A 19,417-nucleotide genomic window follows, 5' to 3' on the forward strand; every position below is an offset into this window, starting at 1 on the left:
TTATTTGTTCTTTTTAGTATGGTTAGTTTGTGGGTTTAAAAGTTTACCAAAGCGCTCAGCAAGAGCTGGCAACTCTTTTTCGCTCAATGGAGTTTCTAATTTATGCAGGTAGTTAATACTGTGTGGTGTAACACCTAATAAATGCTGGCAATTATCAATTTCGATAACCATCAACCGCTCTCGCGTACTTAACGGTAAACTACGAACAACTTTGAATTCATCCGAATTCGCTAAATTAGGGTTTAGCTTTTTAACCAAAAATGCCAGCACTACAATCAGTACTAGCACCATAATTAAAGACATCACCATTGACAATAAATCGCCCATCGGTGTCCCACTTGGGAGCGCAGCGCTGGCCGCGGTCGATAAAAACAGCCAACTGCTCATCGCAATTTTTTGATCCGTTCAACTTGGCTGATCACGTCAGTGAGACGGATACCAAATTTGTCATTCACCACAACAACTTCACCATGCGCAATCAGTGTTCCATTGACTAATACATCCAATGGCTCACCTGCCACGCGGTCAAGTTCAACCACTGAGCCTTGATTCAGTTGCAGTAAGTTACGAATATTGATTTTTGAACGCCCAACTTCCATAGAAATCGTCACGGGGATATCTAAAATGGTATCGAGTTTGCGCTTTTCTTCGCCACTCATTTCATGTTTAGTATCACTTAACTCATCAAGCTCAGTTACCTTAGGAGCATCAGAGTTATCACTTCCTTCAGCTTCAGCCAGTGCTGCTGCCCATTCGTCCATTGTATCTTGGTCATCACTCATACTATTAAACCTTTTTATTCTTTTACCAGTCTAAGTCCACACCTTCCGAGAGGTGTAAATCATCTTCTAGTTCAGCTAATTCCGCATCTGAATCCAGTTTTTTACCGCCTTTAGTAAAGACATGCAGTTCTGATTTAACTGATTCAGGACGTTTAATTTTTTCACTAATTTGCAGCGCAACATTATCACGAGAACGACCCATTTTAGCTCTAAATGTTGGCAATTCTTCAACGAATACCGTGATATGCTCAGGCATTTCAACAGGGATGATATCCCCTGCTTTTAATTCCATGATTTGCGCTAAGCTTAAATCAACTTCAAGTAATTGTGTTGATATTTCAACTTCCACATCCATGATTTCATCGCGTAGCGCTTTGCTCCAGCGTAGATCGGTGTCTTCGGTATCTGATTGCACACCCGCATCGAGCAACTCACGAATAGGCTCAAGCATTGAATAAGGTAATGCGATATGAAAATCTCCACCGCCGCCATCAAGTTCAATGTGGAATGAGCTGATCACCACCACTTCGGTTGGGCTAACAATATTTGCCATGGCAGGGTTTACTTCGGAGTCAAGGTATTCAAACGACACGTCCATTACCGGTGCCCATGCTTCTTTGTAATCTTCAAAGATTATTTTTAGTAGCATTTGCACTATACGTCGTTCGGTTGGCGTAAATTCGCGACCTTCTATTTTGGCATGATAACGACCATCACCGCCAAAAAAGTTATCAACTAGAATAAACACTAAACGTGCTTCCATAGTGATTAGGCCTGTGCCTTTGAGCGGACGAAAACGCACCATGTTAAGGCTGGTAGGAACAAATAAAGTATGGATATATTCACCAAACTTTATCATCTGTACACCATTGATAGAGACTTCAGCAGTACGACGCATCATGTTAAACAAGCTGATGCGCATGTGCCTTGCAAAACGTTCGTTAACAATTTCCAAGGTCGGCATACGGCCACGTACAATACGATCTTGTGAAGAGAAATCATATTGCAGCGTACTGCCCCCATCATCATCGTCTTGTAAATCCTCCTCCTCGACTTCGTCGACACCATGTAAGAGGGCATCGATTTCATCTTGGGATAATAAATCACTCACGCTGACCCCTTATTGCATTACAAAGCCGGTAAACAACACCCGCTCAATTACTTTACTACCTTCTACGTCCGTTAGCGCTGCTTGCACTTTATCAAGCGCGGCTACTCGCAGTGTTTCTTTCCCTTCACTCGTGCCTAGTTCATCTGCAGTCGTCGTTGAGAATACGCCAAGTAATGTGCCTTCAATCAGTGGAATATGCTTTTTGGCTATTTCTTCATTCACATCGCCGCGTACTAATAATTGCACTTTAATTTGCACAATACGATCACGACTAGCACCAGGCACATTGAAAATAAATGGTCGTGGCATAGCAACATATAAGGCACTCCCGATTTTTGCACTATCACCACTTGCGGTATCCTGCTCAGCAGATACAACAGACTCATCAGCAAGTGTTTCTGGTGCAGAATCAGAACCTGATAGTAAGAAAAACCACACTGCCCCAGCAATCACTAAAACGGCCACAGCAATAATGATGATCAACTTCTTTTTCTTTTTGCTACCGTCTTCAATTTCTAAATTTGCTTCTTCAGCCATGCCAATTTCCTTTATTCCTTGATAATAGTGATATTACGAGTGTCACTACCGACCATCAAGTTATTTATTTTTATAGTCTTATAATAGCAGGTGTTAGGCATAGTAATCTATTGATGATGAAGATTGTTGCCCAGTTGCTACAGTTGATTGCTGAGTGGCGCTATCCTGCTGTTCATTTTGTTGCTGATTTGCCAGTTGACCTTGGCCGTTGTGTTGTCCATCGTCCCCCTGCTGCGCTTGACCATGACCTTGCTGAATATTACTCTCCCCAAGCTCAATCCCTTGTTGCGCTAGTAACTCACGCAATCGTGGTAATGATTGCTCAAGTGCTTCTTTGGCTTGTTGATTTTGCACAACAAAATTAATATGAGCTTGCTCAGCATCACTACGGATACGAATTTGCATACTGCCCATTTCTGGTGGATCTAGGCGTATTTCAGCTTCTTTATTATTAATACTCAATAACGCACTTACACGCTCTTGTAATAACTTAGCGGCATCACTTTTCACAATATTCAACGCTTGTAATACCGTGGGATCTAAATTCACTTGTTTCGTAGCTGAAGTAGGGCTTGTTTGCTGTGCATGCATTACTTGCATATCAGCCAGTGCTTGCTGATAACTTTGCTCACTCCCGTCATATGCTGCCGTTGCTGTAAGTGCCGTTGTTAGTCCCGTAATCTGGCCAAATAGCTGATTAACACGGGTAATTGAGCTTTCTCGTAATTGGTTTTGCTCTAACTTTAGATGCTCAGTGAGCGGATCTATTTTTGGCTCACTTTTTGATATTCCCTGCTTAACCAATTGCACTTCACTGCCAACGTTGGTTTGTCCTATTTGCTGTTTATTATCAAACTGAACACCTGAAAAAGTACTGGCCTTAGTCGCTGTCGCTTGTGAGCTTTGCGTAGTCATCAGTTTATCACTACTTGTCGGCACCACTGTTGAGTTTGTATCAGCCAACGTATCGCCACTTATCACCGATTGCACACTCTGAGTCTGGGCTTGATTGGGCTTTGCTACTGTATTCATTTGCGCAAGTTCATCTATCACAGTATTGATCTTGGCTAGTAGCGTTCCTTTGGGTTGCTCAGTTGCTACAAACTCTTGTAACTTTTGGCTTAGCAATTGTTTTTGTTCGCTACTTAATAACGACAACTCTTTACCTAACTGAGTTAACTCAGTTATTTCTGTAGGCGCAGTTTGTGCCAAGGCAGCAGGTTGAGTTGCAGCTGTGCTATTTAAGGTGACAAATTCCGCCAGCGTTTGTTTTAAGCTCGCAACCTTCACTGCGCTTACGCCTTGCTCTTGAATAGTTGCCACTTGTATTTGCAATTGTTGACGTTGCGCTGGGGTTAAATTGCTTAATAATGGATCGGCATTTTTCTGCACTGTCGATTTTTCACTTAACAATAACTTGGTGGTTTGATCGAGCGCCGCGCTATTCGTTGCTGTCAACTGGTCTGTGCTCTGTTCGCTAGTAGACATCGCGCTACTAACATTGCTTAAGTGCTCTGTATTAACTGTTTGCTGCGACTTTGTATTAATTGTTTCAGCCGTCGTTAACGCGGTTTTAATTACTGTCGCATCGGCTGGTAATTCACCGTTATTTTGCTTAGTAGCAGTGCTTTGAATTGCAACTTTCGACTCATAACTTGCCTGTGTTTTTTCACCATCAGTGTCAGCCTCTGCTACTGATGCAGAACTAGCTGGCAGAACAGATTGCAAAGTCTGCGCTTGCTGAGCCATTGGCGTATCTTTTATGGCATGCGGCATATCTTTGGTAGTCAGTGACATCTCTTTTGATGGCAGCGGCATATCTTTTGTTGCCTGTACCGCGTCTTTTAAACTCTCTTTAGAGGTTAGCGGCATGTCTTTTGTGGTCAGCGGTATATCTTTCACTAGTTGCACATCATCACCAGCGGCATTACCATTGAATTGTAATTGTTTATCAATTGCTTCAGCAATAACACTTTTTTCAGTTTGTAGCGTGGGCTTTAGTTGCTTATCAACAGACTCATCTGCGTCAAAGGGCATATCAATAATTGGCGTGACTTTATCAATGGGGCGCGGTGTTTTGATATCAACAAGTTTATTTTCGTCAATTTCTTCTTGATAGCTACCGAATTGCGTTGTGCGTACAGAGTGAGTGGCTAAAGGGCTTTTTACGCTGGTATCCATATTATTGGCAGCTGTGATCTGTGCGAGCATAGCATCACCGGAATTTGTCGCGTCTTCTTCACTATCTATGTCTGTTGTAGGTTCAGCTTTGCTTTGTGCTACAACAGATTCATTTGACGCGGCTTCAATGTCACTTTTTGGCTCTTTCGCAGGAGTTTCAACCGCATTGTGGGCAGTTTGTAATTGGCTAAGAAAATCACCATTTTGGTTGCTTGCACTTTCTGTTGCCGCACTGCCTTTGCTGCCGTCTTTTTTGCTTAACTGAACTTCCTTATCAGCTGAGATAAACACTGAAAGATCACTAATAGCCATAATTCACCTAGATTAAAAGTGGCAATTTGCCGCCGCAGTTTGCCAGAATAAATGCTTCAACTATTAAATAAGCAAGTAATATGCCTAAGCTGACTATTGTTAATAAATTACCGAATAAACTATAAAGCGCGCTGCCTTTGATAAAATTGATTTGCAGAGAATTCATCCAGCATTTTCTGTTCATTTTTCTGCGCTATCGCATTTGCTTTTAACTGTTGTTTTTCTATTAATTTTGCCACCGCTTTGGTTTTTATTTGCTGTTTCAGCCATAAGTTTTGTCGTTGCGAGACCACTTGTTTAGCGGTACTAACCGTATTCGCTTGCTGACGAATTGCCTCTTCAATTTTGCCAATAAAAGCGTGATATTGACTAAACCCAGCACTGCTTAATCCAGACTGCCCCTTCAAATGTAATTGCTGAGTATACTCTAGCCGAAAGTTATTTAACCCCTGCAACTTTTGTTGATTAACTTGCAGATTTTGCTGCGCTTGCAAAAAGTTCATACGTAATGACTCTTCTTTGTCGCTTTCTATTTTTAGCAATAAATTCAGCTTATTATTCGCCATTATGCTTGTCCTAATAATTGCGCAAGCCCTTGCAAGCCATCGTCATAACTGATCACATCTTTCATGCCTTGTTGTAAAAAGGCATTCACCCTCGGCATCATATTTATTGCCTGATCGAGCATTTGATCAGTGCCCTTTTGGTAAGCCCCTAAAGTGATCATATCTTTATTTTGCTGAAACATTGAATACACTTGTTTTAACACTCGTGCTTGCTGCATATGAGGCTCAGATACTACTTGTGGCATGACCCGTGAAATAGACTTTTCAATATCAATAGCAGGGTAATGACCACTGTCTGCAAGCTCACGCGATAACACAATATGACCGTCTAAAATTGCTCGCGCTGCGTCAGCGATGGGATCTTGCATATCATCCCCTTCACTGAGCACAGTAAAAAATGCCGTAATAGAACCTTGCCCTTCACCACCATTACCAGCTCGCTCCACCAGCGCAGGTAATTTAGCAAATACTGAGGGCGGGTAGCCTTTTGTTGCCGGTGGTTCGCCCACGGCTAACGCTATTTCACGTTGTGCCATGGCATAACGGGTTACTGAATCTAATAATAATAGGACGTTTAAGCCTTGATCTCGGAAATATTCTGCGATGGTCACTGCGCTTTCACAACCTTTTAAACGCATTAAAGGAGAGGCATCCGCAGGAGCGGCCACGACTACAGAACGTTTACGCCCTTCTACGCCAAGTATTTCTTCAATAAACTCTTTAACCTCTCGACCCCGCTCACCAACAAGACCAACCACGATAACATCGGCTTCTGAGCCTCGGGTCATCATGCCTAATAATACTGACTTACCTACACCGGAACCTGCAAATAACCCCATCCGTTGACCTTGACCTACGGTGATCACTGAGTTAATTGCGCGAACGCCAACATCCATAGGTTGGCTGATTGGCCGTCGAGATAATGGGTTAATGCTATTTTGTGCAAACTTTAAGTGGTGATCGGCCTTTATAGCTCCCAGTCCATCGAGAGGACGACCAAGCCCATCAACAACGCGGCCCAATAAGCTCATGCCAACAGGCAGTCCAGTGTCATTAACTTGTGGGATCACCCGCGCACCTGGTAGCACACCAGAGATATGATCGTTAGGCATTAAATACAATGTTTGATCGTTAAAACCAACAATTTCAGCATCAACAAAACCATGCATAGTTTCAATTTTACATTGACTGCCGACTGGCGCACGCAGGCCTTTAGCTTCTAAGGTTAACCCTACCACGCGAGTTAAAATTCCCGCAACAGCAGGGACAGGCCGATGAATATGTTGTTGATACTGTTGTAAGCGTTCACTTAATGGACGAGGTTGAGAGCTCATTACTTACCAAAAATAGCGTTAGATACCACTACTATGCAAAAAGCTATCCAATGTTTCTTTGACGCGGGTTTTGATCGTCATATCAATCGATGACTGTGGTGTTTTAACTTGGCAGCCACCACGCTCTAAGGTAGGCTCGGGCACCAATTGCCAGTGATTATCTGCTAAAGCAGTTTCACCATAACTGTTTTTTACCAATTCAATATCATCAGGATGTAAATGAATGCGCACACTTTGCTGTTCATTAGCTAAGACATCTATGCACTGCTTTAGGCTCTGTAAAACGATCTCTGGTGAGGTTTTTATTTCTTGATAAACAAGTGCTTCCGTTAGCATTACGGTCAATTGGACCAGTTGCTTTTCAGCATCTTCATCTACTTTTGCCAATGGTGCAGATAAACTATCTAATAGGCTTTTTAAACCGGTTAGTTGTTCTTCTATAAGTGGTTTTACATCTTCTTGACCTTGCGCTTTGCCAAGCTCAACGCCTTCTTTATAGCCAGCTTCTTTGCCTTCACCGACACCTTTTTCGAAGCCATCAATGTAACCTTGTTCATGGCCTTGCTTTAAACCTTCTTCATAAGCATCTTGGCGAATGCGTTCCAATTCCGCCATCGTCAATGCCGGTAACTCGGGCTCTTCCGGTTCTTGCTGCTGTTCATCTTCTTGAACTTCTTTGCGATAAAGATCAGCCAAAGGCGTGCCAAATGCAGTAGAGCGCCCTGCTAGTTTGCGGGTATCTTGAGTCACATCAGGTATTGGCCAGTTTTCTAATAACTCATCGACCGCTTCACTAGCATGTAAGGGGCGGCCTTGGAATTGAGTAGGTTTTGTCATGGTTTACAAGAACTCCTCGCCACCACCACCGCCAAGCATAATTTCACCCGAATCAGCTAAACGACGCGCAGTCGATAAAATCTCTTTTTGTGCAGCTTCGACTTCGCTGATCCGCACCGGTGCCATCGCCTCTAAATCGTCAGCAAGCATATCTGCAGCACGTTTTGACATGTTGCCTAAAATCTTCTCTTTGAGTGCATCATCGGTGCCTTTAATGGCTTTCATCAGTACATCTTGCTGGACTTCACGTAAAATAGCTTGAATACCACGATCATCAACATCCATCAGATTTTCAAATACAAACATTAAGTCTTGGATTTGTTGCGACATTTCTTCATCATGCTCGCGGATTGAATCCATTAACTGACCTTCAATATTAGTATCGAGGTAGTTCATAATATCTGCCGCTGCTTTTAAGCCGCCCATTTTCGCGGCCTGTGCACCTGCTTGACCGGCAAATTGTTTCTCCATGATCTCATTCAACTCTTGCAGAGCTGCCGGTTGCACTTCTTCAAGGTTGGCGATACGCATGGTTAAATCTAAGCGGACTTTTTCAGGAAATTGCGCCAAAATTTCTGCCGATTGCTCAGGCTCTAAATAGGATAAAACAATGGTCTGAATTTGTGGATGCTCATTGCGAATGATATTGGCAACTTGTTTTGAGTCCATCCACTTCAATGAATCAAGACCTTTAGCGCCCGATCCCATCACAATTTGGTCAATCAGGCTTGCTGCTTTATCTTCACCCAGCGCGGCAGTTAATGCTTTTTTAATAAAGTCTTCAGATTGGAAACCTATCGTACTAAAGCTTTGTATTTGCTCTATAAATAAGTTATGCACGGCGCTAATTTTGGCTTGCGATAGATCATCTATCGCCGCCATTGCCATACCCACTTTTTGCACCTGCTTTGGCTCAAGGTGCTTGAGTATTTGCGCTGCATCTTCTTCAGATAAGCTCAGCAATAAGATTGCCGCTTTATCTACACCGTCTAATTTATCAACATCAAACGCTGCTGGCAGTTGTTTTTGTTCTTGATCAGTCATCTTCAGTTAACCACGCTTTCACAACTTGTGAGGAGAGTTCCGGTTCATTCGCTACCAAGGCACGAACTGCTTTTAATAAGTCTTCATCGCCATGAAGGTCTGGTAACTGTAGTGTACCATCACTTGAGAAGCCAACCGAAGCAGAATCAAAATCTTTATTGAGCATATCGAGTGTATTATCACCGATATCTACCCCAGAGCTAAGCGCATCATCATCATACTCTTCAAGGGTATCATCAGGGTAAATTAGGCGTTTCAGCATAGGTTTAACCACAGCCATAATCAACACGATAATCACCAGTGCACCCAGTACTAAACGCACCACTTTCATAAACCAGTTTTGTTCCCACAATGGCACTTCGATTGCTAAATCCATCGGTTCACGTACAAACGGTACGGTTACAACTTCAAGCGCATCACCACGCTGCAAGTCAAAGCCAACGCCACCTTGTAATAAACGACGGATATTTGACAAAGCTTCAACAGAGCGCGGAACCATAGTGGTTTCACCATTTTCACCCACACTTGCTATGTAATCAACTGCCACCGATACACTAATACGACGGATCACACCACTTTGCTGGCGCTTATGTGAAATAGTGGTATCCAGTTCATAATTACGGGTTGCTTCTTTATGGCTGCGACTAGGCGATGTACTCGACCCTGCACCACCTTGGCCGGCTACTTCGGGAATATTTGAGTCCATTGGAGGCTGGTTCGTCAAAGCACCAGGAATACCAACGGCTAAGCCACCGATATTATTCTCTTCGAAGGTTGTTTCACTGCGTACTGCTGGCAAATCTGGGTTGAAGCGTTTCTGTGTTTCTTCAATTGCACTAAAGTCCATACTCAAATCAACTTGTGCAGTGTAATTCCCCAAGCCAAGTACAGGAATGAGGATACTGTCTATTTTATCTAAATATTCTTGTTCGCGCTTACGCTCAACTTCGTATTCTTTACGAGAACGTGCTGCTAATGAACTTTGTGAACCTGAGTTAAGTAATCGACCGTTCTGATCGGTTACAGTGACGCGTGCAGGCTCTAAACCTTGTACTGCTGAGCCGATGATATCAACAATTGCATCAACTTCTTCACCATCAAGTGTGCGGCCACGTTTTAATGTTAACACAACGGTAGCTGAGGGCTGTTTCTCACGACGTGCAAATACATTTTCTTTTGGAATTGCTAATAATACTTTGGCACGAGTCACATTTTGCAGCTCTTCGATGGTTCGCGCTAGTTGTTGCTCACGACCATGTTTTAAACGCTCACGCTCTAGCCTTTGGCTAACACCAAAGCCCATGTCTTGCATAATAATATCTGTGCCTGAGCTGGGAGCTTGCTCGATGCCTTCGCGGGTCATCAGTAACTTAATATTTTGATATTCATTTTCAGCAACTGACACAACATTGCCATCAAGCTGATACTCTATTTTTTGCGCATCTAAAAAGTCGAGCGTTTGAATAAGCTCTTCTGTTGGCATTTTCCCAAGTGGGCGCATATCTGGCTGACGAGCCCAAATAATCACAAAGATTGCAATGGCTAAACAGATAGCTAAAGCAACAATTAAGGTCACTTGACGCAATACATCAACGCCGTTTAAAGCACTTAAATAGCCTGACTTTTGTTCTTGTTGATCGTCATTATCACTTTGGTCGATGCCACCACCTGCTAAAGCAAGATCGGTTGATTGATTAGATTGCGCCACAATAATTCTCCACTACCTAGTTAAACAGGCATGTTCATAATTTCTTTATAGGCTTCTACAAGTTTGTTACGAACTTGCACTGTCGCTTCAAAAGCCACTGACGATTTTTGCGATGCAATCATCGCATCAGCTAATGACACATTACGATCACCCATTTCTACCGCTGTTACTTTTTGCTTCGCATCTGCCTGAATGTCATTAACAGTATTAAGTGCATTGCTGAGCAAATCACCAAATTGCGCACTTGAAGTTGGCTGGGCTTGAACTGGTAACTTATTGATGTGATTACTACGACCAGCTTCAAGGGCCATAGATTGCATTTCTTGAAATAATGCGCTGTTTTGAACTTTCATAATTGTCTCTGACGATGCAGTTTACTAATAACTTAATAAAGCACAAAGCATGCCAAAAATAAAACGATGAATATCAATGATTTACTTGTTATTTCATATTGTCAGAGTTTTGACGAGCTTACGCTCAGCTTTGGCTGAGCGTAATTAAAACAGATGTGTGGTTTTATAAAGGGTAATACTTAAGCAGGTAAAGCAATACCTAAGTCACGCATTTGCGCTAATTTATAACGTAAAGTACGCGGGCTGATCCCTAATGTTTCAGCAACATCTTTACGTTTACCTTGGCAACGGTTGAGAGTTTCTAGAATAATGCGGTGCTCTTTATCCTTTAGTTCAGCTTTATAACTACCCGATTCACTGGCTGGTAACTCAGCTAATGGCTTATTTTGCTCTGTACTTGTTTTAAGAGCCGGTGCTTGGCCATCGTAATAAGCGTCATTTGTTACACTATCAATGGCAGTAGTCGTGCTTACAAAATGGGTTGATGAAGCTTGCGTTAGAGGAGGTTCGGCTAAATTCTCGATAAAGATTGCATCCTCATCAATCATGTCCCCATGACGTAGAATCAATGCCCGCTGAATCACATTATCAAGCTCACGTACATTCCCCGGCCAAGCATGCGCTAATAATTTTTGCTCAGCCTGCTTAGTCAATTGCGCAATCGGCTCTTTACTTTTATTAAGGTGGCGCTCGATTAAATGCTTTGCCAATATGACAATATCACCCGGACGCTGGCAAAGCGGTCGCCACATTAACGGAAACACATTTAAACGATAATACAGATCTTCTCTAAACTGATTACTCGCGACCGCTTCCTTTAACTCACGGTTGCTTGTTGCTAAAATTCTCACATCTAACTTTATGGTTTTACGCCCACCCAATCGCTCGACTTCACGCTCTTGTAAAACACGCAATAACTTAGCTTGTAGACCTAAATCCATTTCAGTGATTTCGTCTAATAATATAGTACCGCCTTGTGCTTGCTCAAACTTCCCTGGACAAGCTTGAATTGCACCAGTAAAAGCGCCTTTCTCATAGCCAAACAAAGTAGCCTCAAGCATATTTTCCGGAATAGCTGCGCAGTTTATTGCAACAAAGGGCTGTTCTGATCGCTCAGATTTATCATGGATGAATCGTGCAAGCACTTCTTTACCGGAACCGCTGGGCCCCAGTACCATGACACTGGCATCAGATCTAGCAACACGACTGGCAAGCTCTAGTAACTTAATACTGCTAGGATCAGCAACTATCGGACCATCAGTTTCTTTTTCTGGCTCTGGTAGATAACGACTAACCATATTAAGCAATACTTCTGGCGCAAATGGTTTAGCCATGTAATCAATCGCACCCAAGCGCATTGCCTCAACGGCGTCATCAATCGTGGCATAGGCAGTCATCATGAGCACTGGTAAATCAGGGTGATTCAAGTTAATACTGCGCAATAAATCAAGGCCACTCATTGCTCCCATTTGCACATCACTGACAACCAATGAAAATGCTTCTTTCTTTAGTAATATCATAGCTTGCTCTGCGCTATCGGCAGCGACACAATCTATACCTGACATTTCTAACGTATCAATTAGGGCTTCGCGCAGCCCTGCATCATCTTCGACAACTAAAATCGTGTTATTCATGGTGCCTCCACTGATTTAGGCTCTGTACAAATAGGCAATAGTAAGCTGAAGCTTGCTCCCCCTTGGGCGTTGTTAGTTACTTCAACACGTCCTTGGTGTGCATTAGCCACTGAATTGACCACTGCAAGCCCTAAACCTGTACCTTGGCTTCGTGTGGTAAAGAATGGTTCGAATAACTTATCCGATTGGCTTAAATCAACACCTGGACCATTATCACTTACCGTGATGCGCACTAACTCAACATTATCATCACGCTGTGCACTTAACTGCACATGAGCTTGTGAGCCAATCACTTGAATGCTGTTGTGAATAAGGTTTTGAATCGCACTGGCAAGGGCCGTTTTATTACCCATAATTTCGATGTCTGGTTCCGGTAAAGAAACGTCAAGTTGACTATTATTCAGTGCAACCATGGCATCCGCACCGGTTTTTACTTCAGTTAATAACTGTTGCATCGACACACGTTCTACCACTTGTTGATCGCCACTTTTAGCAAACAACAGCATATCGTTAACTTGGGTTTCAAGATCTTTTAAGCGAGACATCAATTTCGTATGAAAATTGCCTCTGGAACTCTCTGGTAAACGTTTAGAACCCAAATTGGCTGCATATAACATAGCGGCAGAAAGCGGTGTGCGTACTTGATGCGCTAGCGATGCTACCATCTTTCCAAGCGCGCTCAAGCGCTGCATATGCGCAACTCGCTTTTGTAAACGGCGTGTTTCAGTCAAGTCAGTCATTAAAATGAGCTGACCTGGCTCTGGCGCCAATGCTGTGATTTCTAGCTTGATGAGACGGCCATCTTTAAGTGAAACCTCATGACCATCATCTTGCTGGGGACGAAACGAGCGTTGGATCACATTAAACCACTTTTCCCCCTCCAGTGGCTCACCTAGCATATCTATTGCTATTTGGTTGGCTTTAGCGATCATACCGCGCGCATCGAGCACAACCACCCCCGCGGGCATGGTATCGACTAAATGACTTAACCAACTCGCTTGCTGGCGTAATTCACTTAGCTCACCAATATACTCTTCTTGCAGTAAGCATGGGTTATATTGAGTAGCTGTGATAAATTGTGGTTTTAAGACATTAGCTAAAGCCATAATGCATTCTCGTTTACAGGATCTAACTAGCTAAATGCACAAATTGTACCAATATTTATATCAATTAATTTCAAATGGTTAGCGTTAAAATAGCGCGACAGAAAAATGACGAACAACACTTTTAGAATAAGGATAAGCTATGAGTTCAACAAAACTGTGCCGTTGCCCTTGGCTCGATACCAGCAAAGATGATTATGTTGCCTACCACGATGATGAATGGGGAGTACCTGTTTATGATGACCAAACATTATTCGAGTTCATTACCCTTGAATCAGCACAAGCAGGGTTAAGTTGGTATACCATTTTAAAAAAGCGAGACGGTTATCGCCGAGCTTTTTTTAATTTTGATGTAGAAAAAGTAGCGCAAATGAATGAGCAGGATGTTGAACGATTAATGCTGGATGAAAGCATAATACGAAATCGCTTAAAAATTGCTGCCACTATTAATAACGCAAAGCGTTTTATAGAAGTTCAGCAAGAATTTGGCAGCTTTAGTCACTATCAATGGCAATTTGTTGGCGGTAAGCCATTAGTGAATGAGTTAGATAAACTCAGTGACTACCCTGCAATTACCGAGGCATCCACCGCGTTTGCCAAAGACTTAAAAAAACGAGGCTTTAAATTTTTAGGCCCCACCACAGTTTACGCTCATATGCAGGCCTGTGGCATGGTTAACGATCACAGTAATGATTGTTTTAGGAAACAAGAAATTATTGAGAAATATTAGGCGTTAGCCGTTAGGTGAAAGGTGAAAGATGAAATATTTTAACCTACCGCGAATTAATCTCGCGATAGGTTATATTTTTTCATTTTTTCAACTAGGGTTGTGCGGCGCACACCGAGTATTTCGGCGGCACGGGCAACCACATAATCATAGCGTTCTAAGGCCTGAGTAATTAGGCTTATTTCAAGTTCTGCTAAGTATTCTTTTAATTCAATGCCTTCATCAGGTAATAACCCTGAGTCAGGCGCGCCTATCTCAACTTCGGGCTCATCATCATAATCACTAAATCCCGAGCTAAAAATATCATTAAATGCATCACGCTCCATCAACTCCTCTGGATATTCAGGCTCATAAGCATCCACTTCAATATAGCGGTATTTAGCGGGTAGATCAGGAATATCCACGACTTTATCTGGCAACATGATCACCATGCGCTCAACCAGATTAGCTAACTCACGAATATTACCCGGCCACGTATGCTCTTTAAGACTATCAATAGCACGCTCTGTGAATTTAGCTGTTGAACCACTTTGCTCGCTTATGCGACGCATTAATTCTTTTAATAAAAGTGGAATGTCATCTACACGCTGTGCAAGAGACGGATTTTCAATTGGAAACACATTAAGGCGATAATACAAATCCTCGCGGAAACTGCCCTGCTCTATCATCTGTTCAAGATCGCGGTGCGTCGCTGCAATCACCCGCACATCAGCCTGAATTGCTTTGGTACCGCCAACCCGCTCATAGCTGCGCTCTTGCAATACACGCAACAACTTCACTTGCATTTGCAGTGGCATGTCACCAATTTCATCTAAAAACAGCGTGCCACCTTGGGCTAGTTCAAAACGCCCTTTACGGGCAGAAATAGCGCCCGTAAACGCACCTTTTTCATGGCCAAACAATTCACTTTCTAACAGCTCGGCAGGAATAGCACCGCAGTTAACAGGCACAAACGGCCCAGCGTTTCGTTTAGAAAGTAAATGCACATTGCGGGCAACCACTTCTTTACCTGTGCCTGATTCACCTAAAATTAAGACGTTCGCATCGGTTTTCGCCACTTGCTCAATCAAAAAGCGTACATCTTTAACCGCTTCTGTTTCACCAACAAGGCCGTCAAAGGTTTTATGCGGTTTATGATGCTTATGTTCATTTGGCAGCATACGTTGGTATTGTTGGCAATCATGTAGCAGCTGAGTGGTTACATCATGATTAAATGGCTCACAGATCAAGCCAACAACATTAGCGATACTTAACAGCGGTTTCAGTGTTTCGCCAATTAACAAAAATGGGATCGTGGGATGACGTTTGATCACGTTTTCATGATCTAATTGTTGCAATACGCCAAGGATGACAATGCATGATTGCTTTTGGTACTTATTATATTCTTGCTCAATACTGGCGTCATCCACAAGCTGAACGGCTTCACCAATAAAAGTCAACGCAGCATGTAAACCAATCGCACGGTTATTATTATTATCTAAGATCAAGATCATTATTTAGCGAACCACAGTTACCACCAGCCATTAATGAGTTAAATTGTAAGCGAGTTTGGCAGGGATGCAAGCACAAAGCGTCTGTTTTTTGACATAGATGCCAAAAAACAGACGCATTGCTAATTATAAGTAATACTTAAGAATTAACAAATTAACGATTAAAAATAGTAGCTGCTAAGAACTGCCTATTTTCTGTTTTTACTAATTTCACAGTGTTTGCTATAACTAATCACAATAGATACTTTAGTTTTATATAGGTTTGCCGATAACATACAATCGACCATTGCATTTGGCATTATTATTGCTTTGTTTAACATAGTGATTTTTTAAGCAATATTTAACTAAATTTAGGATTTACTCATGGCCCATATATCTGTCAAAAAATACAGTCAAGTTAGTGTTAGCAACATAAACGAAATGACTCCTTATGAACAAATCAACCTGATATTTAGTAATATTCTAGGTCGTTTAGCTGCAACGAAAGGATTTATCGAGCGCAAAGAGATTGAAAAGAAAGGCGAAAATATTTCTAGCTGTATCCTTTTATTTGGTGCCTTGCAGGATGCTTTAAACTTTGAAGTAGAACAAGATCCTAGCATTTCTAATAACTTACTGTCGCTTTATGATTATTGCCAGCGCAAACTTGTTGAAGCTAATGTCAATAATGATATTGATGCCATCAACGAAGTAATTAATATCGTAAAAGAAGTAAAGGAAGGTTGGGATGCAATCCCGTTAGAAGAGCGTATTAAAAGCCAAGCACAAGAATAAGCACTAATGGATTATGAGCGACAACTCCTTGATATACTCACTTTACTTAACAATAAAGTGAGTGAAGGTGATGCTGAAAAAGCAAATACATTACACGCACAACTTAATGAGTATTTAATTCAATGGTGTGAAAGTGACTCACCACCGAGTAAAACTCAGCTTAAGAGTGTTCAAAAACATATTGCTGATATTACAAAATCAGCAAAAAGCGCTCGTAATGAGGTTCAAAAAAGCTTACTTGAACAGCGCAAATCCAAACAAGCAATTTCTAAATACAAATCAACAAAGCCATAAAAATTACATTTTTCGCAAGATAAATTCCTGCCTACGCTATATAGATCTTCGTAGCTACAATGTTACATCGTAATTTTCACTCAAAGGCTAAAATGAAAAAAGAAGAGTTTCCCCTTCTTTTTTCATTTTTAAAGCTAATAGCTATATTACTTAGACTGCCTTACTACTCCAGGCATATTCTCTAGCTGCGCTTGAACATAACTGCTCGTTGAGTTTAATTGGGCTACAAGTAAATCCATACTGTTATACTGCGCATATAAACGTGACTCTAATGACTCCATTTTACGAGCAAAATCAATTCTTTCATCGTCAATGCTATCCAATTGATTTTGTTTACTATCGATACGATTTTGTACTATACCATCGCTATCAGTATAAAAATTCATTAACTCATCAAAGGATTGTGCAAAACCGTCATCATCATTTTCACCTAAAAAGAATTCCTGCACTAAATCTACATTGCTTTCAATTTTCTCATCTAAGCGTTCAGAATCTAAGGTTAATTTACCATAACGATCAGCTTCTACACCGAGTTGCGACAACGATAATGCACTGCCATCACTTAAGCCGACTTCGTTGGTCAATTGCTGGCGAAGTTTTGACATAACACCGCGTAGCATAGAGTCACCAGCCATAACCCCGGCTCCACTTTCACCCGACTTACCAAGATTATTACTTAACGTTAATAATTCGTTATAGCTCTCGATAAAACTATTTAAGCCTGCTTTAATATTGCTATTATTTTCTTTGACTGTCAGGTTACTTTGATCATCATCGTCGCTGTGAATTTTTTTCGCAGTGATATCAACACCATCAATCACATTAGTGAATTCATTGGTATTGCTTGTTACTGTTAAGGTGCCATCAATAGTTATTTGTGCGTTTTGCGCTGCATTAACTTCAGTTACATTCGTAATATGATTGGCAGGGTCTGCATCAGACACGTCATAAGCTAATCGAGAAAGACCACCTCCGTCAGTATTATTACCATCGCTATCTTGTACGGTTATTGTAATCGCGTTATCTTGACCGGTTTCTTTACTGGTCAACACTAAGTGCTGTCCGGCATCACTGGTTACTATCGTTGCTACAACAGAATCATTGGAGTCAGAACCTGTAAATGGGCCGTTATTAATTTGGTCTCTTAAATCTTCCAATGTATTAGTTGGAGATAACACTGTAGAAAAACTATTTTCGCCAGAGCCAATGGTAATAACCCCGCCGCCTATAGCTTCATCTGCAGCGAATGCTGCAGAGGATAATTTATGTGCCTGTGCTAAGGCATCCACTTTTACATTATAACTACCTGGCTGTGCGTCTTTATTAGATGTAAGCGATATAAAATCGTCATTACCTGACACTGACCGCTTTTGATAATTATCAACTTCGCCTAGCGCTTCCATTGAGGTTTGCAGTTTTTCAAGGGCTGATTTTAACGCCCCTGCCGCAGATATATCTGTAGTCAGTGTTGCTTCTTTTGTATTTAAACGTGACGTAAACGGTGCTTTTTCTGCATTTACCAAAGCATCGACAATATCTGATACTGCTAAACCAGAACCTAAACCATTAAATGAAATAGCCATATTACACCTTCTTAATTACACATTTAACTCAAAAATAAACACTTAAACAGTTTGATCAATTAACATACCTGCCGTTTCAGACAGTTTTGCAACTAAACTCAGTACTTCTTCTGACGGATACTGCTTAATTAACTCACCATTTGTTTTATCAATCACTTTGATGACATCTCGGCCTGACTCTTCATCCACTTGAAACTGTAAACTGCGATTCATTTCGCCCATAAAATCCTGCAATTGTTGCGCCACTTTCTCCAGTTGCTCATGGTTAAGCTGTTTATTAGTCATTTGCTCTTGCAAATTATTATCCGCCGATTTGGGACGCTCAGTTAAGCTGTTATTCGTTTTGTTAGGCTCATCAATGGCTGTTGCTGTAAGTTGCGGGCTTAGGGCAATTTTGTCTTCAGCTTTTTGTGGTGCCATCGCAAAATCAGAACTTTGGGTTATTGTACTCATAACGCATCCTTAATTTTTACCTTCTAGCTAATACAACAAAAGGAGATTAGCCTAAGCCAACCTCCTTTTCATTATTTAACTAATGCTGACTTAATCATTAGTCTAGCTAATCATTAACCTAAGCGCTATTAGCCAATTAAGCTAAGTGCTGCTTGTGGTAACTGATTCGCTTGCGACAAGATTGACGTACCCGCTTGTTGCAAGATTTGGTTCTTCGTCATTTGCGCTGTTTCTGATGCAAAGTCAGTATCTTGAATACGGCTACGTGATGCAGATACATTCTCTTGAATGTTAGCTAGATTGCTGATGGTGTGACCAAAGCGGTTTTGCAAAGCACCTAAGTCAGCGCGTTGCTCATCAACCTGCTTCAATGCCGCATCAATTGATTCAAGCGCTGCTTGTGCCCCTGTTCCATCCGCACCACTTATATCAATCGAACCGACAGCAGTACCACCAACAGCACTATTAACACCACCTAATGTTGCTGCACCAGGAGTGGTATTAAAAGCACCTGCATCACCTACTATATCACTACCCGCAGTAAAAGCTGTTACTTCATTTGTTGTAGTAAATGTAATTGAACCTGAACCATCA

Annotated in this window: 20 protein-coding genes; 3 read left to right on the forward strand and 17 right to left on the reverse strand. The window is 41.8% G+C overall.

What is annotated here, in order from left to right:
- From fliO to PHAL_RS0108945, 13 genes are all read right to left on the reverse strand, one after another.
- A complete protein-coding gene (gene fliO, locus PHAL_RS0108885; protein ID WP_016708044.1) occupies positions 1-387 on the reverse strand; it encodes a flagellar biosynthetic protein FliO in 387 nt (128 codons plus the stop codon).
- Positions 384-782, reverse strand: coding sequence for a flagellar motor switch protein FliN (fliN, locus tag PHAL_RS0108890; RefSeq protein ID WP_016708045.1), 399 nt, complete (start codon positions 780-782; stop codon positions 384-386). The genes fliO and fliN overlap by 4 nt, the downstream gene beginning before the upstream one ends.
- A 22-nt stretch (positions 783-804) precedes the next feature.
- Positions 805-1,893: a flagellar motor switch protein FliM gene (fliM, locus tag PHAL_RS0108895; protein ID WP_016708046.1), complete on the reverse strand. Its 1,089-nt coding sequence runs from the start codon at positions 1,891-1,893 to the stop codon at positions 805-807.
- 9 nt (positions 1,894-1,902) lie between these two features.
- The gene (fliL, locus tag PHAL_RS0108900; RefSeq protein ID WP_016708047.1) at positions 1,903-2,430 is read right to left on the reverse strand and encodes a flagellar basal body-associated protein FliL; all 528 of its coding nucleotides are present in this window, start codon (positions 2,428-2,430) and stop codon (positions 1,903-1,905) included.
- Positions 2,431-2,523: 93 nt separating this feature from the next.
- Positions 2,524-4,923, reverse strand: coding sequence for a flagellar hook-length control protein FliK (locus PHAL_RS23590; protein WP_016708048.1), 2,400 nt, complete (start codon positions 4,921-4,923; stop codon positions 2,524-2,526).
- 119 nt (positions 4,924-5,042) lie between these two features.
- Positions 5,043-5,489, reverse strand: a complete 447-nt coding sequence (fliJ, locus tag PHAL_RS0108910) for a flagellar export protein FliJ (protein WP_016708049.1) — start codon at positions 5,487-5,489, stop codon at positions 5,043-5,045.
- Positions 5,489-6,823 carry a flagellar protein export ATPase FliI gene (gene fliI, locus PHAL_RS0108915; protein ID WP_016708050.1) on the reverse strand — a complete coding sequence of 445 codons (1,335 nt, stop codon included), beginning with the start codon at positions 6,821-6,823 and terminating at the stop codon, positions 5,489-5,491. Before fliI ends, fliJ begins: the two co-directional genes overlap by 1 nt.
- Before the next feature lie 18 nt (positions 6,824-6,841).
- Positions 6,842-7,660 (reverse strand): flagellar assembly protein FliH, encoded by an 819-nt coding sequence (gene fliH / locus PHAL_RS0108920; protein ID WP_016708051.1) that lies wholly within the window; start codon positions 7,658-7,660, stop codon positions 6,842-6,844.
- Positions 7,661-7,663: 3 nt separating this feature from the next.
- Positions 7,664-8,704: a flagellar motor switch protein FliG gene (gene fliG / locus PHAL_RS0108925; protein WP_016708052.1), complete on the reverse strand. Its 1,041-nt coding sequence runs from the start codon at positions 8,702-8,704 to the stop codon at positions 7,664-7,666.
- The gene (fliF, locus tag PHAL_RS0108930) at positions 8,697-10,412 is read right to left on the reverse strand and encodes a flagellar basal-body MS-ring/collar protein FliF (protein WP_016708053.1); all 1,716 of its coding nucleotides are present in this window, start codon (positions 10,410-10,412) and stop codon (positions 8,697-8,699) included. Before fliF ends, fliG begins: the two co-directional genes overlap by 8 nt.
- A 20-nt stretch (positions 10,413-10,432) precedes the next feature.
- The gene (gene fliE, locus PHAL_RS0108935) at positions 10,433-10,765 is read right to left on the reverse strand and encodes a flagellar hook-basal body complex protein FliE (RefSeq protein ID WP_016708054.1); all 333 of its coding nucleotides are present in this window, start codon (positions 10,763-10,765) and stop codon (positions 10,433-10,435) included.
- A gap of 179 nt (positions 10,766-10,944) precedes the next feature.
- Positions 10,945-12,399: a sigma-54-dependent transcriptional regulator gene (locus tag PHAL_RS0108940; RefSeq protein ID WP_016708055.1), complete on the reverse strand. Its 1,455-nt coding sequence runs from the start codon at positions 12,397-12,399 to the stop codon at positions 10,945-10,947.
- The gene (locus PHAL_RS0108945; RefSeq protein WP_016708056.1) at positions 12,396-13,505 is read right to left on the reverse strand and encodes a sensor histidine kinase; all 1,110 of its coding nucleotides are present in this window, start codon (positions 13,503-13,505) and stop codon (positions 12,396-12,398) included. The genes PHAL_RS0108940 and PHAL_RS0108945 overlap by 4 nt, the downstream gene beginning before the upstream one ends.
- 139 nt (positions 13,506-13,644) lie before the next feature.
- Here PHAL_RS0108945 and PHAL_RS0108950 point away from each other — a divergent pair, with 139 nt between their 5' ends.
- Positions 13,645-14,232 (forward strand): DNA-3-methyladenine glycosylase I, encoded by a 588-nt coding sequence (locus tag PHAL_RS0108950; protein WP_016708057.1) that lies wholly within the window; start codon positions 13,645-13,647, stop codon positions 14,230-14,232.
- Between the two features lie 53 nt (positions 14,233-14,285).
- Here the strand turns inward: PHAL_RS0108950 and PHAL_RS0108955 are convergent, their stop codons facing one another.
- Positions 14,286-15,722, reverse strand: a complete 1,437-nt coding sequence (locus tag PHAL_RS0108955; protein WP_016708058.1) for a sigma-54 interaction domain-containing protein — start codon at positions 15,720-15,722, stop codon at positions 14,286-14,288.
- Between the two features lie 360 nt (positions 15,723-16,082).
- Between PHAL_RS0108955 and fliS the strand changes: the two genes are divergently transcribed.
- A complete protein-coding gene (gene fliS, locus PHAL_RS0108960) occupies positions 16,083-16,493 on the forward strand; it encodes a flagellar export chaperone FliS (RefSeq protein WP_016708059.1) in 411 nt (136 codons plus the stop codon).
- Positions 16,494-16,499: 6 nt separating this feature from the next.
- Positions 16,500-16,787 (forward strand): hypothetical protein, encoded by a 288-nt coding sequence (locus tag PHAL_RS0108965; protein WP_016708060.1) that lies wholly within the window; start codon positions 16,500-16,502, stop codon positions 16,785-16,787.
- Between the two features lie 146 nt (positions 16,788-16,933).
- On the opposite strand, the gene fliD is transcribed toward PHAL_RS0108965, so the two are convergent.
- The 3 genes from fliD to PHAL_RS22910 all read right to left on the reverse strand — a co-directional run.
- Positions 16,934-18,370, reverse strand: coding sequence for a flagellar filament capping protein FliD (gene fliD, locus PHAL_RS0108970; RefSeq protein WP_016708061.1), 1,437 nt, complete (start codon positions 18,368-18,370; stop codon positions 16,934-16,936).
- A gap of 42 nt (positions 18,371-18,412) precedes the next feature.
- Complete coding sequence (locus PHAL_RS0108975) at positions 18,413-18,823, reverse strand: flagellar protein FlaG (RefSeq protein WP_016708062.1); 411 nt, start codon at positions 18,821-18,823, stop codon at positions 18,413-18,415.
- A gap of 128 nt (positions 18,824-18,951) precedes the next feature.
- A partial coding sequence (locus PHAL_RS22910) for a flagellin (protein ID WP_016708063.1) occupies positions 18,952-19,417 on the reverse strand: 466 nt, incomplete at its 5' end.

Source organism: Pseudoalteromonas haloplanktis ATCC 14393, from assembly GCF_000238355.1.
Lineage (GTDB): Bacteria > Pseudomonadota > Gammaproteobacteria > Enterobacterales > Alteromonadaceae > Pseudoalteromonas > Pseudoalteromonas haloplanktis.

Coding starts and splice junctions, on each gene's coding strand:
- fliE (WP_016708054.1), bottom strand. CDS start 10,765: ATGAAAGTTCAAAACAGCGCATTATTTCAAGAAATGCAATCTATGGCC.
- PHAL_RS0108945 (WP_016708056.1), bottom strand. CDS start 13,505: ATGGCTTTAGCTAATGTCTTAAAACCACAATTTATCACAGCTACTCAA.
- fliG (WP_016708052.1), bottom strand. CDS start 8,704: ATGACTGATCAAGAACAAAAACAACTGCCAGCAGCGTTTGATGTTGAT.
- PHAL_RS0108975 (WP_016708062.1), bottom strand. CDS start 18,823: ATGAGTACAATAACCCAAAGTTCTGATTTTGCGATGGCACCACAAAAA.
- fliH (WP_016708051.1), bottom strand. CDS start 7,660: ATGACAAAACCTACTCAATTCCAAGGCCGCCCCTTACATGCTAGTGAA.
- PHAL_RS0108955 (WP_016708058.1), bottom strand. CDS start 15,722: ATGATCTTGATCTTAGATAATAATAATAACCGTGCGATTGGTTTACAT.
- fliL (WP_016708047.1), bottom strand. CDS start 2,430: ATGGCTGAAGAAGCAAATTTAGAAATTGAAGACGGTAGCAAAAAGAAA.
- fliJ (WP_016708049.1), bottom strand. CDS start 5,489: ATGGCGAATAATAAGCTGAATTTATTGCTAAAAATAGAAAGCGACAAA.
- fliD (WP_016708061.1), bottom strand. CDS start 18,370: ATGGCTATTTCATTTAATGGTTTAGGTTCTGGTTTAGCAGTATCAGAT.
- fliN (WP_016708045.1), bottom strand. CDS start 782: ATGAGTGATGACCAAGATACAATGGACGAATGGGCAGCAGCACTGGCT.
- PHAL_RS0108965 (WP_016708060.1), top strand. CDS start 16,500: ATGGATTATGAGCGACAACTCCTTGATATACTCACTTTACTTAACAAT.
- fliS (WP_016708059.1), top strand. CDS start 16,083: ATGGCCCATATATCTGTCAAAAAATACAGTCAAGTTAGTGTTAGCAAC.
- PHAL_RS23590 (WP_016708048.1), bottom strand. CDS start 4,923: ATGGCTATTAGTGATCTTTCAGTGTTTATCTCAGCTGATAAGGAAGTT.
- fliI (WP_016708050.1), bottom strand. CDS start 6,823: ATGAGCTCTCAACCTCGTCCATTAAGTGAACGCTTACAACAGTATCAA.
- PHAL_RS0108940 (WP_016708055.1), bottom strand. CDS start 12,399: ATGAATAACACGATTTTAGTTGTCGAAGATGATGCAGGGCTGCGCGAA.
- fliO (WP_016708044.1), bottom strand. CDS start 387: ATGAGCAGTTGGCTGTTTTTATCGACCGCGGCCAGCGCTGCGCTCCCA.
- PHAL_RS0108950 (WP_016708057.1), top strand. CDS start 13,645: ATGAGTTCAACAAAACTGTGCCGTTGCCCTTGGCTCGATACCAGCAAA.